Source organism: Pseudomonas sp. NPDC089408 (assembly GCF_044749445.1).
GTDB lineage: Bacteria > Pseudomonadota > Gammaproteobacteria > Pseudomonadales > Pseudomonadaceae > Aquipseudomonas.
The window spans coordinates 78,253-93,086 of the sequence record NZ_JBIVHY010000011.1; the positions used below are offsets into that span (position 1 = coordinate 78,253).

Here is a 14,834-nt window from a genome sequence, read left to right on the forward strand (position 1 = left end):
GGTTCACCCGCGAATGCGATGGCGGCTGCAACGGTGAACGGCCAGTGAAATTGGCCGGCAGGCCCGGCCTATTCGCGGGTAAACCCGCTCCTACAATGGGCTGTAGCGGGTCGCCGTGCTGCGTTTTCAGCCACCAACTGAACAGGGTTCTTGCCCGCAAGAACACCACCCCGCGGTCACCCGTGGCTGAACAGCACCCGCTTGAACGCTTCGGCCGCCAGGTGCACCTGCACCGCCCAGTCCCCCGCCGCATCGCTGCCGGCGTCATCAGAAATATACTTCAGGCATACGAACGGGATGCCTTCGCTGCGTGCTATCAACGCCAGCACATAGGCTTCCATATCGACCACGTCATAGGGCGCCTCAGCATGATTGATCTCGAAGCTGTCGCCGCTGCCGCATGTTTCCAGGGGCAGGCCGGGGATCAACGTCCCGTACTCCAGCAGCACTGGGATATCCGATAAGGGCGTTTCATAACGGGCGAAGCCCAACGGCGTTACGTCCATGTCACGCTGCACGAAGCGAGTGCAGCACACCACCTCGCCCTTGCCGTGGCGCTGGCTGCCCGCCGAGCCGAGGTTGACGATCAGTTTTGGACGGCGCGTTGCGATGGCTTTGGTCAGAGTGATGGCGGCATTGACCTTGCCTATTCCGGTGAACACGGTATTGACCTCGGTGAATACATCACCGGCCTCGGCCTCCAGGGCGAAGACGAACAGCGTGTCATCCAGAGAAATTTCAGGGTAGTGATTGATCAGCATCATGGAGCAGATGTTTCCGAATGGCTGCGAGGGGCGCGGCCATTGTCGGTCAACCTCGGCTAATTGCAAGTCCCGGCGGCCACCACAGCCCGTAGTGCTTGCGCCTTGCTCAACCCGCTGACGGCGGCCTGTTGCAGGCAGCGCATCTGCTGATCAGCATGGGTACCGTCACGCAGCAGGTGCTGGGCATGCTGATAGGCGCGTTCAGCGTCAACACTGTCAATGGGTACGCGCTCTTGTAACTGGGCCAGCCAGCCGGCAGCCGTCACCGGTTGTTGCTGGTGCATGCCGATGAACTCACCGTGACGCCCATGGCGCATGGCGCGCCAATAATTCTCGTGAGCAACCCAACGTAACTCGCGATTGCACGCAGCGTCATGCCGGTAGCTGATAGCGTGCTCCACCAGATGGCGGAACAGCGCGGCAATGCACAAGGCGTCTTCCAGCTGCGGGCAGCTGTCGCAAATGCGTAACTCTACTGTGGGGTAGCGCCGTGAGGGGCGTATCGCCCACCAGAAATCGCCTTCTGCCGTCATTGACCCGGTACGCTGCAACAGTGCGCGGTAACGCTCGTAAGCGCCCCAATCCGGCAAGGCTTCGGGCAGCCCCATGTGTGGCCACTCGCCGCAAATGACCCGGCGATAACTCATGTAGCCGGTACGCTGCCCTGCCCATAGCGGTGACGAGGTACTGAGTACCAGCAAAAGCGGCAGCCAGCCTAGCAGGCGATTGATCAGTTGCATGCGGTCGCAGCTTGGCGGAACACCAACATGCACATGCAGGCCATTGAGCAGGCTGCGCCGGGCGACATGGCGGTAGTCTTCGAACAACTGCCGGTAGTGAGGCGACGCAGCGGGCTGCTGGCGCAGCCAGTCGGCATTGGGGTGGCTGGCTGCGCCGTACAGGCCCAAGCCCTCCTCGTTCAACACCGTCCGCAATCTGCTGCGACTGTGCTGGAAGAATTCACGTGCCTCGAACAGATTGGCGAACACAGGAGAGGCAACTTCGATCTGGCTGCGGAACATCTCCTGGGCAAAATGCGCGCCTATGGCTTCGCGGCAGCGACCGATTATCGCTGGCGAGGGGGCCGCCGGAACTCGCCCGGAACCCAGGCTGACCAGCAGGTATTCTTCCTCGATGCCGAATGTGCAAGCCTCAGCCATGCGGGTCAGCCGTTACGGGTAACGGTAAGCGCTACGGCAGCGATGCGTTCGACGTGCTCATAGCCGCGCTCGTCCAGTTGCTCGCCGAATACATCCGGGTCGATTTCCCGGTACACCCAGGACCATTCAGGCCCGGCCAGGCGCAGTCGGATGGCCTCGAGCAAGGCATCACGCCCCTCGACCATGGCCACTCCTGTATAGAGTAACAATGAACCCCCGGCGCTCAGGCGTTCTCGCGCCTGTTCGACGATGCGCAGCGACAGCTCTGCCCCCAATGAGCCGCCGCCATGGCGATACGTGCGTTCGCCAACGTCCAGCATGTAGGGCGGGTTAGCCACAATCAAGTCGAAGCTGCCGGTCACGCCGTCGAGCAGGTTACTGTGTTCGACAGAAACGTTGCTTACGCCAGCCAGGGCCGCATTGATCGCGGTATAGCGCAGTGCGAGCGGGTTGATGTCCACGGCTGTAACCTGCGCATGCTGCGCGGCTTTGGCAATGACCAAAGCACCAACGCCGGTGCCGCAGCCAATATCCACGGCATGCTCAACGCGCCTGGGGCTACGTTGCAGGTGCTCGTGGATGACCTGGGCAAACCGGTAGCTGTCCGGACCGAAAAATACCGCGTCACTGGCCTCGGTCGGATAGGCGGAATGCACCAGCAGCAGGTCATCGAGCGTCGACCAGCGCACGGTGCTCTGCAGCAGCTCGCCTCGCCCGGCAAGCAGTTCGGCGCGTTGCAGCTGGCCCAGTTCGTCGGCAGACACCAATGCCGGAGCGAACGGCCGGCTCCAGCCGAACACGTCGCGCAATGTGTGCGCCTGCGCGGCGCCTTCGCGGGCGTTCACGCGGGCATGGGTAGCGGGCGTAACGCAAGTGAACCGATAACCATCGGCACGCAGGCGCTTGCCCAGTTGCAGTAGCGCCTGGTCGGTTGCAAGTTGTTGCGGGTCTAGCATCATCAGCGAGGTTCCTCCTGGATCAGGCCCGTAGCACGTAGGTAGGCGCGAGTGGCCAATAGGCCCTCGGGCGCCGCATGGCGATTGCCCGACATGTGCTCGATCAACGTCTCGATGTCGGCCTGCGTAGCCTTGGCAGGCTGCTCGTCGGATTGCAGCGGTACGTCCCAGCTGCCGGGCAGGACGCGCTTGATCCGCGATTGCCAGCCGGCCGCAATCCAGTCGTGCCACAATTGTTTCTCGTAGGCGGTGAACACCCCGTACATGGGCGCCGACGGCCCTTCCACCAGCTTCCACCAACGGCTTTGGGCTGGGTCCTCGCCACGGCGAATCCAGCCTTGGGCTTGCAAGGCGTCGAGGAAACCCGGCATGGCGCCCGGTTCGGCCAGCCACTGGTTGACGGTACGCCCCTGCAGTCGGCAGCGGTCGGAATGCATGAACTGGCCAAAATTACGCTTGTGTTCCAACGCCTGGATTAGCTCGGCCTCAAGGTCGAAACTGCTGATCAGGCTGGGTGTATCGACACCCAGGTCATTCAGGCGATAGCCGAGCCGTACGCGCTGATAGAACTCGCCCTGGCTGTCGGCCGGGCACAGCTGGCGCAAAGCCTGTATCGCTAGCTGGGCATGGCCACTAGCGGCATTGTCGATGGTGACATGCAGCTGGAAATACTGGCCGTCGATACCCAATTCGGCCAATTCATAGGTGGTGATGAGCAAATGCAGCGGTGGTTGTTCGTAGCCAAGGTTGTAGCCGATCACTTCTGGCAGGAAATCTTCGCCAAATCGCCCAAGCGCCAGCTGCACAGTGCCTTGCAGGTAGCGTTGGTCATCCAGCTGCAACGGGTCAAGGCAGCCCAGGCGGGTCATCAGGCGCTGGTAGATCAACACGTGATTGCAGCGCGGGTCTCCGCTACCCAACTCCTCGATATACGTTCGTATGAGACCGTGGTAGCGCGGGTCGCCCCAATGCCGCAGGGCACTGTACAGCCAGGCACCGTCGACAGCCTTGGTTGGCGCAACCTGTTGCAAAAACCATATCGCCTGGGCGCGATTGGCAAAATACCGGCGCGGCGCCCCTTCCCGGCGTTGCTCCAGATACAGTGCATAGGCCCCCGCTACCTGGGCGGCATGATCGGCGCTCCAGGCTTCGAGTTGAGCGGGGTTGACAGGCAAGTCATCCGGTATACGCTGTGCGCGCGACAATTGCTCGTTCAACCAGGCCACGCCTGCAGGGTCTGGCCCTTCAAGTAATGCGTGGTAACGCTGTTGCAAGGTCGGCCCGGTTGGCGAGGCCGGAACCATTGCGGCGGTCTTGCGAGTCATGACCGTCATGCCGAAATCCTCGTGCGCGGTTATTGGCTAGGTTTCTGCCCTGGCATAGGCTCAGGGTCGGGCGCAGGTTGGGGTGCAGGCTTGTCACCAGGCTGCTGCATCTGCAGCGATGGCTTGCTTGGGTCGGCATCCTTGCCTGGGTGATTATTATCGCGGTCGAAACAGCCGCCGACCAAGGTCAGCGTGCCCAGCAGGGCGATCAGAGATGTCAGTCGCATAGGGTCCTCCGCTGTGGAAAAGCGCAGTGCCGGCTGCCCGGCACTGCGTAGCCTCACTTACGAACGGCCGCCCTTGCGGCTGGAATCGCTGCTCTGGCCGCCACCGGAGTGCTGGCCGCCTTTGCGCCCTGCCTCGGAAGCTTTCTCACGGTCATTGGCAAAGTTGCCTGGGTTCTTGTTACCGCCCTGGCTGCCTTGTTGATTGCCGCTACGGCTGTTGTCTTTAGTGGCCATGGTCTAAAACCTCGTATGACTTCGGAATGCACGGCGTATCTGCCGTACATCTGTTCGGAGTTCGGACATATGGCGGGATTCGTTTTATCGCCAAGGGTTCGGACCGGCGGTATTAAATAAACGGGGAAGCCTTATTTGGTACACCGTTCAGTGGTGCAGCGGGCTATCCAGGCGTGCTTGGTGGCGACCCAACCAGCCACCGATCGTTGCCCAGCCCAAGGCAAGCAGGGCACCGATCAGCATCGCCAGCTGGGGATGCTCCCCCAGCACGTCCAGCGCGCGCTTGACCCAGCCGCTGAAAGCATCACCGCCACGGTAAACCACGGTGTCGATGAAGTTCTTGGCCTTGTACTTGTCCTCGGCAGGCAGCACGGTGAACAGCATCTCGCGCCCAGGCCGTACCAGCGCATATTCACCGGCCCGGCGTACCACCATCACCACCACGAACACGGCGAATACCGGCGCCAGGGCCAGCCACAGGAAACCTGCGGCCATCACCAGCGGTATCGCCACCAGCAATACCCCTACCCCCATCCGCCGCGCCAGGCGCCCGGTAAGGAACACCTGCGTGAGGATAGCCAGGGCCTGCACGACGCTGTCTATCAGGCCAAACACCTGGGTTTGCCGGGTGCGGTCGGTGAAGGTTTCGCTGACGATGCGCGCCTGCTCGAAGTACAGGAACGTGCTGACGCTGGCCAGCAACACCACAAACAGGGCGATGCCCAGCAGATACGGCGAGCGCAACACCGCGGTCGCCCCGGTAAACGGGTTGCCGCCCAATGGCCGCGAGTCGGGGCGCTCGGCCTGCGTCGGCAACGCTTGGCAGGCTCGCCAGCGTTGCAGGAACAGGCTTGCGCCGACACTGCCTAGCAGAAATACCGCGGCCAGCAGTAGCAGCCCGGCATGGCCCAATGGCGCCACCAGCAAGGTGCCAAGGATCGGACCGCTAAGGCCGCCCAGGCTGGCCCCGGCTGCCAGCAGGCCGAAGAGTCGCTTGCCCTGCGCGGTCGAGAACAAATCGGCCAATACGCTCCAGGCCAGCGAGATGGTCAGCAGGTTGAACACCGACAGCCAGATGTAGAACGCCCGCGCGGTCCACAGGTCGTCCGGGTGGCGGGCAAGCAGCGCGGCGAACAGCGCCAGGTTGCTGGCAAAGAAGCCGTAAGTCCATGGCAGGATATGCCGGCGTTGCACCCTGGACGCCAGCCAGCCAAATAGCGGCAGGCACGCCAAGGTGGCAATGAAAGTGCCGGTGAATAGCCATTGCAGGTTGTCCACACCACCGGCAACGCCCATGGTTTCGCGCACCGGGCGCAGCATGAAGTAACCGGTGAACAACAGGTAGAACAGCAGCAAGCCGGCGATCACCGCCGGCCCCTCGCCGGGCTGGATGTTCAGCCCTTGGTCCAGGCGCCGCCGCCAGGTACTCATGGCTTTAGGCAAACTGTTTGATCAGCGCCTGCTGCTGCGCTTGGGTAAGCAATGGCTCATGCCCGGCCTTGAGCTGATCGAGTTGGCGGTCCGGGCGCCCGGTAGCAGGAATGACCGTGGTCACCGCCGGGTGGCTGATGGCGAATTTGAGAAACAGCTGCGCCCAACTGCCGATGCCGGCATCTGCGGCCCAGCCGGGCAATGGCTGGTCCTTGACCCGGGCAAACAGGCGGCCATCGTCGAAGGCGCGGTTGATCAGCACGGCAACACCCTTGTCGTGGCACAGCGGCAGCAGCTCGCGGGCAGCGTCGGGGGCGTTGACCGAGTAGTTTATCTGGATAAAGTCCAGCGGCTCGCTGCGCACGATACGGGCAACGTCGTCCTGGCCACTGTTCAGGTAGTGAGTGATGCCGACGTAGCGGGTCTTGCCCTGCTGCTTCAGCTCGCGGGCATAGGGCAGCTGGGCCTGCCAGTCGCGCAGGTTGTGGATCTGCAGCAAGTCGACCTTGTCGGTGCGCAGGCTCCGGAGGCTGCCGGCCCATTGCGCCTCGGCGTCGGCGCGGCTGTTGGCGGCGATCTTGGTGGCGATGAAGCACTGCCGGTGCCAGCCACCCTCCTCCAGCAACTGGCCGAGAATGCTGTCGGCCCCCCCGTAGTTGGGCGAGGTGTCGATCACCCGCCCGCCACCATCGAAAAACGCCTTGAGCACTGTTTTCAGTTGCTGGTACCCGGCCGAGCCAGCCTCTACTTCGAAGCTGCCGGACGTACCGGCGCCTATCACCGGCAACGCTTCACCCGTAGCGGGTACTGTGCGGGTCAGCAAACCGGCCGGGGTGGCGGCGTTCAACCACGGGGTTGCAGCCAGTACGCCTAAAGCGGCACCGGCCCGTAGGACATCACGACGTGCGTACATGGAAAGCTCCCGTCATGAATCGGAAACTTTCAAGGCTAGCTGCCCTATCCCGCGCCGGTGGGTGTTTCTGTATCTGGATGTTTAGTCATCAAGCTTGCAGTAGCTGGCTTAGGTCGACACCCGCCTCGCCCATTGGCGGGCACCAGTAATAGCCGCCGGTCAGCGGCCGGCTGAAACGGTACAAGGCGTCGATGATGCCGTCCTCCAGGCCGCTCATGCGTCGCAGCTGCACCTCGAACGCATCCAGTGAACGGCCCAAGGCAACGAACGCCAGGCCTGCGCCACGGGTGTCGGCCCAAGACACCGACCGCCGCACCATGAAGGCCTCAGGTTCGAAGCTCTCCTGGGCTGTACGCTTGACGTGCGCAGACGCTGGCGCGTCGTCCAGTTCTTCGTTATCGCTCAAGCGGCGTCCGATGATGTTGTCCTGGGTTTCTTGAGGCAACGACTTGAAATACTGCAAGTCATGCTTCCACAGCTGGAATGCCGCGAAGCTCGAGCCGTTCAGGCCAGGCCCTGCGCCGGCGAGAATGGCCGCATCGACAGCCTCCTCGTCTTGCGGGTTTTCGGTACCGTCTTCGTAGCCAGTCAGGTCCCGGCCCCCCTGGTGCAAAAAGCCGTCGACATGATCGACCAGGCTGAACGCCGGGGCCAGCAGTTGCTCGAGCGCCTGCGCCCGCAGGTACAGGTCACCGCGTTCCTCACCGCGCAGCCACAGCCACAACGCGTGTTGGGTGCTGGGGTTTTCCACTGCAGCATCCAGTTGCGGAAACGGCTTCAGGCCCTGCACACAGGTGTTCAGGGCTTTAGCAAGGGGGGCACCGATGCCGAGCGTCAAGCGCAGGCCGTCCACTTCGGCGGCCAGCGCATCCAGGGCTGCCGGCAACGCCTCAGGCGTTTCGATGGCGAAGAACAGGTGACGGGCATGGACCGGCACCGGGGTGGCAAGCAGACCTTGCTGGAACGGCATGACAGGCGAATCCTCGGCAAAAGCGGGAATGCTACTGTGCTTGCACACCCGCTGCAATGCGGCGTGTGGCCTGATGCGCCTGCTCTGCCGTAACAAATGGTTACCAACGGCCGGCCCTTTGCGATCAGCTATCAATCAGTGCCGACCTACACTGCTCGGGATCCTTCGCCCGAGAGAACGCCCATGACCGCCTCGCCCTTGCTTACCGCTGTTCTGCCGCTTGCCTTGGGCATCATCATGCTCGGCCTTGGTTTGTCGCTGACCCTCGCCGACTTCGCCCGGGTTGTGAAGTACCCCAAGCCAGTGGTGATAGGCCTGGCCTGCCAGATTCTGCTGCTGCCGCTGGTGTGCTTCCTGATTGCCAACGGCTTCGGCCTGGAATCGGCGCTGGCGGTGGGGCTGATGCTGCTGGCCGCCTCGCCGGGCGGCACCACCGCCAACCTGTTCAGCCATCTGGCCCACGGCGATGTGGCGTTGAACATCACCCTCACGGCGGTCAACTCGCTGATCGCGATCCTGACCATGCCGTTGCTGGTGAACCTGTCGCTTAGCTGGTTCATGGCCTCGGACCAGGCCATACCGCTGCAGTTTGCCAAGGTCATGCAGGTGTTCGCTATTGTCCTGCTGCCGGTGGCGCTGGGCATGCTGATTCGCCATTTCGCCGCAGCATTTGCCGCGCGGATGGAGAAACCGATGAAGCTGGTGGCGGCGTTGTTCCTGGCGTTTACCATTGTCCTGGCCCTGGCCAAGGATTGGCAGACGGTTGTCGAGTACGCACCGGTGGTGGGCCTGGCGGCGCTGCTGTTCAACCTGGTGAGCCTGGCGGTCGGCTATTGGGTGCCGCGCTTGCTGAACATTCCCAAGCGCCAGGCGATTGCCATCGGCATGGAGATCGGCATTCACAACGGGACATTGGCGATTGCCCTGGCGTTGAGCCCTTCGCTGCTGAACAACCCGACCATGGCGGTGCCGGCGGCGCTGTACAGCCTGATCATGTTCTTTACGGCGGCGGGGTTTGGCTGGTGGGTCAGCCGGGGGCATGTGGCGGCGCAGCCTGAGGGTGAAACAGTGAATTGATGATGTTGCTGCCGGCGACAGGGCCAGAACAGGCTGTCACAGCTGGTTGCGCTTGCCCCGAAGTTGCTGCTTCAACACCTTCAACGGCGGTGCATAGAAGAACCCGAACGACACACTCCCCGTACGCCCCTTCACTGCATGATGCAGCTGGTGCGCCCGGTGCAGGCGCTTGAGGTAGCGGTTGACCGGCCGTGGCTTGCGCGGCCAGTGGCGGTGGAAGAAACCGTCGTGGGCCAGTACATATAGGATGCCGTAGCCCGCCACGCCCCCGCCCACCCATTGCAACGGCGCGTAGCCACTCTTGCCCAGCGCCACCAGTGCCGTGGCAATCAGCCCCAGGGCCGCCAGGTACAGGTCGTTGGTTTCAAGCATGCCCAGCTGTGGCTCATGGTGTGAGCGGTGCAGCCACCAGCCCCAGCCATGCATGATGTACTTGTGAGCCAGCGTGCCAACGCCCTCCATGGCCACCAGGGTGCCGAACAGCACGGCGAAGTTGAACAGCATGGCACGGTCCGGGTGATGGCAAAGGGAGGCGCAAGGGTACCGGCTAGCCGCACTTTTTTCCACGCAGGCGTGACCGGCTGTGTCCTGCTGCCGATGAAGCTATTGTCATGCTATACACATTGCAAAAGGATTGGTTGATGCAGATGTGGGAGCGGGCTGTTAAGCGGTATGGGCTGACAGGTGCATGTCCTGAGATGTTGGGTGCCTGTGAGATCGAGCGCCGCCCGCGCGGCGCTTCGCGGCACAAGGCCGCTCCCACATCTGTTTCGGGCCAGTTTCTTCTGTGAGATCACCTGCGCCCGCCTTGTTTGTCCCTTTCGATATCGGCTGCACCACTGCTTTTCATCAATCTCAAGCCATGCACTCAATGGGGCGCGCGCCGAAGGCACAGGCATAATTGGCCCGAAACAAATGTGGGAGCGGCCTTGTGCCGCGAAGCGCCGCGCGGGCGGCGCTCGATCGCATAGGCGCTGCTAGAACACCGACGAGCACCTCGCCTATTCCCGTATCACGAATCCACCCCCACCACCACACCTGCCGCCACCGCATAACCATCGCGCCCCTGCCGCTTGGCCTGGTACAACGCCGCGTCCGCCGCCGCGATCAGGGTTTGCGCAGTCACCCCTTCCCGCGCCAAGTCACCCACTGCAATCCCGGCACTGAACGACACCCTTCCCAACGAGCTGCCGGCATGTTCCAGCCCTTGGCGCCTCAGCAGTTGCTGCAGCTCCTGCACCAGCAGTTCTGCCCCGCGGGCGTCAGTGTCAGGTAGCAACAAGGTGAACTCCTCACCGCCGTAACGTACCGCCAGGTCTGCGGGCCGTTTCAATACCTGTTGCAACACCTCGGCAAAGCGCCTCAGGCACTGGTCACCTGCCAGGTGCCCATAACGGTCGTTGTAGGCCTTGAAGTAATCCAGGTCGAGCATCACCAGCGCCAGCGGGTAACCCTGGCGCGTCGCCCGCCGTAGCTCGGGTTCGATCACCGCATCCAGCCGTCGGCGGTTACCCAGCCCAGTCAGGCTGTCGGTCAAGGCCAGCGCTTTCAGCGTCTGGTGCGCCTGGTGCAGGGCCCGCTCGATGGCAATGCGTTCGCGCAACTGGCGCAGCACCACGCCGCCAAACGCCGCCAGCCCGACCAGCAACAGCAGCAACACCGCCACCGACTTGATCGCATCGTGCCGCCAGGGCGCGACGATTGATTCGCGCGACAGCCCTGCCTCCACCACCAGCGGGTAGCTGGCCAGCGCCCGATAGCCATACAACCGTGGCGTACCATCGATCACGGCGACCGCCTCGGCCACCCCTTCCGGGGCATACGGCAGGTAATTACGGAAGATCTCGCTGCTGGCCAGGCTCCGGCCTACCACCTGCGCCACGAACGGGCGCCGTACCAGAATGGTGCCATCACGCTTGGCCAGCACCAGCGCCCCGCGCTCGTCAATCTTGAAATCGCCGTAATAACGCACGAACCATTCGACTTTGATAGTGCCCAGCAGCACACCGGCGAAGCTGCCATCGGCATGCTCCAGACGCCGGGAGATGGGGATGATCAGGTCGCCGGTCGAGCGGCTGCGCACCACTGAGCCAATGCGTACACCGCGGTCGGCATGGTCGCGGTGGAAGACGAAGTAATCACGGTCAGCGTTGTTGGCATTAGGCGGGATAGCCGCCTGGTCGGTGACGATCCAGCTGCCGTCCGGGCCATATACAAACAACCCGTGCAACTGCGGCATGATGCTTTTCTGCTGTGCCAGCAAGGCATGCAGGCGTGGCCGGTCGATGTGGTCGAAACCGTCGCCTTGGAGGCGCTCGGCCAGGGACGCTGTAATGACGTCAACCTGGCGGATGGCGTCCTCGGCGTGCTGCGCCGTTGCCCGCGCCAGGTTGCTAACCATGTTCTCGGCGTTGTTGTAGGCGTAGCGGTAGTCACGCCAGATACGCCAGCCTTCCACCAGCACGAAGGCCAGCATGACCATCAGCATGAACGCCAGCACCAGGCGGAACAACGCCACGCCGCGGCCCTCGCCACTGGCTGCGAAAAGCCCGTCTTCTTCCTGTTTCCTGGCTGCGCACATTGGGTTCCCTGGCCATACCGCATTCGCCGCCTTTCACTATAGTTCAGCGCTGTTCATGCCGAACCGCTGGCGAAAAAGATTAAACCTTTACCGTGCCCTCACCCTCAACCGTACGCGACACTGACGTCGCGTCAAGTTTAAGGAGTGAAGCATGAGCAATCTCTTCATCAAGCGCGCTGGGCTCAGCATGGTGCTGGGGCTGGCATCTGTGCACGCAATGGCCGCCAGTTCCGATGACTTTGTCGAGGCGGCAACCGAGTCCGGCATCGCAGAGGTGGTCACCGGGAAGCTGGCTCAGGAAAAGAGCCAGAATGGCGAGATCAAGACCTTTGCCCAGCAAATGGTCACTGACCACACTCAGGCCAATCAGAAGCTTGGCGATATCGCTCGTAAACTGGACATTTCCGTGCCTGACGAGGCGGCGATGACTGACAAGGTCAAGAAAATGATCCTGGAATGGCGCGATGAATCATTCGACAAGTCTTATATCAACAACCAGGTCGATGCCCACGAAAAAGCGGTAGAGCTGTTCAAAAAAGAGGCTGCATCGTCCGACAAGGCCGAGCTGAAGGCATTTGCCAGCGAAACACTGCCCAAGCTCGAAGAGCACCTGAAGCATGCCCAGGCTCTTCAGGCCAAACATGGCAAGTGAGGCCCCAGATGAGCAACGATGCATTGAAAGCCGAAGTGCTCACCCGCCTGCTGCACGCGCACCCAGAGGGGTTGGGCAAGGAAGTGCTGGACAACTATCGCGGTGAAAAAGCGGTGGCCGGCATGCTCAAGACATTGCAGGAAGCGGGCTTGATTCAGGATGGCAGCGTGGCAGTAAGCAGTGATCACCAGATTAGTGTGAGCTACCCGATCAAGCTGTCGGCGGCGGGCGTTGAGGCAGCCAGGCAAGCTGAGAACTGATTGCTGCATAGCCAGGCGGCCCTATTGCCGGCAAGCCAGCCCCCACAGCAACAGCGCTGACCTTACGCCATGCGCTATTGCTGTGGGAGCTGGCCTGCCAGTGATGGGCTGCAGGGCAGCCCTCCCCCGTTTTACCCTTTTTTCTCGACGTCTCTGGGCGGGGTGGCCGGCCCTTGCGGGTCGACCTGCGGGTCATCGACATCCGGCGAATCCGGGTCGAAACCCAAGTCATCCGGCTTATCGGCCTGCTCGGATGAATGAGGCCCTTGGTCATGCGGTGGTCGTGATTCAGACATGGCGCTATCTCCGGTGTGTGTCTACGGAAGAAAGCCCAGATCTGGAAAAGTTTGATTAATCTGCAGCTTCAGCCACCTGCGCCCGGTACTGCGCCAACGCCGCGTCACGCTCCTTCAGCTGTTCCTCGAAGCGCTGCAACTGTCGCGCCTGCGCGGCACACAGCTCGCGGCGGTCCTCCAGGCTTTGCGCTTGTGCATCCAGCTGGCGGCGCATTTCCTCGCTGGCGCCCTGGGCCTGGGCCAGGATCGTGCGCAGGCCTTGGATCTGCGCATCGCGCTGCTCCAGCAACTCGTCCTGCGCCCGGCATTCGCTGGCGGCCTGGCGGTGCTCACCCAGCAAGCGCTCGTTATCGCGGTGCAGGCGGGTCAGCTCGTCCTGCTTGACGATCATGCCCTGCTGCAACTGGCGCAACTCCACCTGCATCTGCTGCAACTGCGCTTCGTGGCGGCGCTGTTCCTGCTCGCGCTGTTCGCGGCTGGCGTTGCGGTAGTGCTCCAGCGCATCGCGGGCGTGACGGTGCTTGTCTTCCAGCGACTTGACCTGCTCGTCCTTGTCGGCAAGGCGCACCTGCAGTTCACCTAACGACTGGTTGAGGCTGGCATTGCGCAGCTGCTCGGCCTGCAACGTGCTTTGCGTAGACAGCAATTTTTCAGTCTCAGCGGCCAAGGCACCTGCATCGATCTGGTGCTGCTGGTGCGCTGCAGCCAACGCCTGCCGCGCGACTTCCAGCTGCGCCTCTAGTTGTTCGCGTTGTTTGGTGAAGGTGCTTTCGGCCTGCTCGATCGTAAGGTCCGCCTCGTCCTGCAGTTGGGTTGCCAGTTGCCCGACCAGCCGGCTCAGTACATCGCTCAGGGCGGCGCCACCTTCGGAGGCCAATGGCTGCTGGCCGTTCAGCTCCTTCAGGTAGCGGTGAATCGTGGTCTTGGAGCCGGTATTGCCCAGCTCGATACGTATGGCATCGATGCTGGGGTTCTCGCCCCGGGCAATCAGCGCCTGACGCGCCTGCTGCACTACCACCTTGTTGATACCGCCCCGGGCCATGCTTGCTCCTACGATTTTGTACTGTGTTATGTAACATGTAATTACGTACCAATTATGGCGATATCGCAGCACACCTGCAAACGTTTCCTCAGGTGGAATAATCACGGCTTATCGCATGTGAAAGGCAAATTGCAGCTGTTTTCGCGTCTGGTAGCCGTACTGGCGCCTTGGGTGCGCCGGCTTGTGTCAGGTGCGCTTTGCCGCCACCATGGGCGTCCGGCCCTCAAGCGCATCAAGAAATGACCCTGGATAACTACAAGGCAATCGCCGACAGCATCGCCCTGCTGCTCTACCCGCACGCGGAAGTCATCGTCCACGAACTGGGCAGCCAGACCGTCGTGCACATCGCCAACAACTTCTCGCAACGTAAACTGGGCGATGATTCGGCGATCGATCACGAGCTGGGCGATCTGTTTGAAGGCGCCAACCTGGGCCCGTACGAGAAACTCAACTGGAACGGCCAGAAAGTCCGCTCCATCAGCACCGTACTGCGCAATGCCCAAGGCGACGCCGAGTACCTGATGTGCATCAACCTGAATGTGTCGGTGCTGGAACAGGCCCGCGTGGCGCTGGATGCGTTCTTCCAGATGAGCCGGCTGGTGCCGCAGCCTGACGCGTTGTTCCGCAATGACTGGCAGGAACGTATCAACACCTTCCTGCATGGCTGGCTACAGGCGCGCAACCTGTCGCTGCAGACGCTGCAAATGAAGGACAAGCGCAGCCTGGTGCAGGCGCTGCATGCCGAGGGCGCGTTCGAAGGGCGCAGTGGCGCTGACTATGTCGCCAATGTGCTGAACATGGGCCGAGCCACTGTCTACAAGTACCTGAAGGAACTCAAGGCCTGACAACCTCGCTGTCATGCTGGCCACCCAACCGGGTGTTGCCAGCGGATGTGCGCGCCTGCTTGTCATCTATGGATAATTAATCTACGGTAGACAAATAATCC

At 62.2% G+C, this 14,834-nt stretch carries 16 protein-coding genes and 1 pseudogene; 4 read left to right on the forward strand and 13 right to left on the reverse strand.

Annotated features, from left to right (window positions below; all coding sequences use genetic code 11):
• Nucleotides 1–176: 176 nt before the first annotated feature.
• The 9 genes and pseudogenes from ACIP02_RS18150 to ACIP02_RS18190 all read right to left on the reverse strand — a co-directional run bounded on the left by ACIP02_RS18150 (nt 177) and on the right by ACIP02_RS18190 (nt 7,980).
• Entirely contained in the window at nt 177–764 is a 588-nt protein-coding gene (locus tag ACIP02_RS18150; protein ID WP_400618715.1) for a nucleosidase, read from the reverse strand.
• Between the two features lie 56 nt (nt 765–820).
• Nucleotides 821–1,924: a carboxylate-amine ligase gene (locus ACIP02_RS18155; RefSeq protein WP_400618718.1), complete on the reverse strand. Its 1,104-nt coding sequence runs from the start codon at nt 1,922–1,924 to the stop codon at nt 821–823.
• Between the two features lie 5 nt (nt 1,925–1,929).
• Entirely contained in the window at nt 1,930–2,883 is a 954-nt protein-coding gene (locus ACIP02_RS18160) for a methyltransferase (protein ID WP_400618721.1), read from the reverse strand.
• Nucleotides 2,883–4,214 (reverse strand): iron-containing redox enzyme family protein, encoded by a 1,332-nt coding sequence (locus tag ACIP02_RS18165; RefSeq protein WP_400618724.1) that lies wholly within the window; start codon nt 4,212–4,214, stop codon nt 2,883–2,885. The genes ACIP02_RS18160 and ACIP02_RS18165 overlap by 1 nt, the downstream gene beginning before the upstream one ends.
• 20 nt (nt 4,215–4,234) lie before the next feature.
• Complete coding sequence (locus tag ACIP02_RS18170) at nt 4,235–4,432, reverse strand: hypothetical protein (RefSeq protein ID WP_400618727.1); 198 nt, start codon at nt 4,430–4,432, stop codon at nt 4,235–4,237.
• Between the two features lie 57 nt (nt 4,433–4,489).
• Nucleotides 4,490–4,609: pseudogene (locus ACIP02_RS18175) on the reverse strand (KGG domain-containing protein); the annotation flags it as partial.
• Between the two features lie 204 nt (nt 4,610–4,813).
• On the reverse strand, nt 4,814–6,097 hold the full coding sequence (locus ACIP02_RS18180) for an NTP/NDP exchange transporter (RefSeq protein ID WP_400618730.1): 1,284 nt from the start codon (nt 6,095–6,097) through the stop codon (nt 4,814–4,816).
• A gap of 4 nt (nt 6,098–6,101) precedes the next feature.
• Nucleotides 6,102–7,010, reverse strand: a complete 909-nt coding sequence (locus ACIP02_RS18185; RefSeq protein WP_400618733.1) for an aldo/keto reductase — start codon at nt 7,008–7,010, stop codon at nt 6,102–6,104.
• Between the two features lie 88 nt (nt 7,011–7,098).
• Nucleotides 7,099–7,980 carry a Dyp-type peroxidase gene (locus tag ACIP02_RS18190; protein WP_400618735.1) on the reverse strand — a complete coding sequence of 294 codons (882 nt, stop codon included), beginning with the start codon at nt 7,978–7,980 and terminating at the stop codon, nt 7,099–7,101.
• A 183-nt stretch (nt 7,981–8,163) separates the two neighbouring features.
• Between ACIP02_RS18190 and ACIP02_RS18195 the strand changes: the two genes are divergently transcribed.
• A complete protein-coding gene (locus ACIP02_RS18195; protein WP_400618738.1) occupies nt 8,164–9,057 on the forward strand; it encodes a bile acid:sodium symporter family protein in 894 nt (297 codons plus the stop codon).
• Between the two features lie 36 nt (nt 9,058–9,093).
• On the opposite strand, the gene ACIP02_RS18200 is transcribed toward ACIP02_RS18195, so the two are convergent.
• Both ACIP02_RS18200 and ACIP02_RS18205 read right to left on the reverse strand, forming a co-directional pair.
• Nucleotides 9,094–9,561 carry a sterol desaturase family protein gene (locus tag ACIP02_RS18200; protein ID WP_400618740.1) on the reverse strand — a complete coding sequence of 156 codons (468 nt, stop codon included), beginning with the start codon at nt 9,559–9,561 and terminating at the stop codon, nt 9,094–9,096.
• Between the two features lie 508 nt (nt 9,562–10,069).
• Nucleotides 10,070–11,638, reverse strand: a complete 1,569-nt coding sequence (locus tag ACIP02_RS18205) for a diguanylate cyclase (protein WP_400618743.1) — start codon at nt 11,636–11,638, stop codon at nt 10,070–10,072.
• Nucleotides 11,639–11,789: 151 nt separating this feature from the next.
• Here ACIP02_RS18205 and ACIP02_RS18210 point away from each other — a divergent pair, with 151 nt between their 5' ends.
• Together ACIP02_RS18210 and ACIP02_RS18215 are read left to right on the forward strand one after the other, a co-directional pair.
• A complete protein-coding gene (locus ACIP02_RS18210; RefSeq protein WP_400618746.1) occupies nt 11,790–12,290 on the forward strand; it encodes a DUF4142 domain-containing protein in 501 nt (166 codons plus the stop codon).
• Between the two features lie 8 nt (nt 12,291–12,298).
• A complete protein-coding gene (locus ACIP02_RS18215; protein WP_400618749.1) occupies nt 12,299–12,550 on the forward strand; it encodes a hypothetical protein in 252 nt (83 codons plus the stop codon).
• 131 nt (nt 12,551–12,681) lie between these two features.
• On the opposite strand, the gene ACIP02_RS18220 is transcribed toward ACIP02_RS18215, so the two are convergent.
• Nucleotides 12,682–12,846: a DUF6021 family protein gene (locus ACIP02_RS18220; RefSeq protein ID WP_400618751.1), complete on the reverse strand. Its 165-nt coding sequence runs from the start codon at nt 12,844–12,846 to the stop codon at nt 12,682–12,684.
• A gap of 55 nt (nt 12,847–12,901) precedes the next feature.
• A complete protein-coding gene (locus ACIP02_RS18225; protein WP_400618754.1) occupies nt 12,902–13,888 on the reverse strand; it encodes a DNA-binding protein in 987 nt (328 codons plus the stop codon).
• A 239-nt stretch (nt 13,889–14,127) separates the two neighbouring features.
• Between ACIP02_RS18225 and ACIP02_RS18230 the strand changes: the two genes are divergently transcribed.
• Complete coding sequence (locus ACIP02_RS18230) at nt 14,128–14,733, forward strand: transcriptional regulator (RefSeq protein WP_400618757.1); 606 nt, start codon at nt 14,128–14,130, stop codon at nt 14,731–14,733.
• The last annotated feature ends 101 nt before the right edge of the window (nt 14,734–14,834 follow it).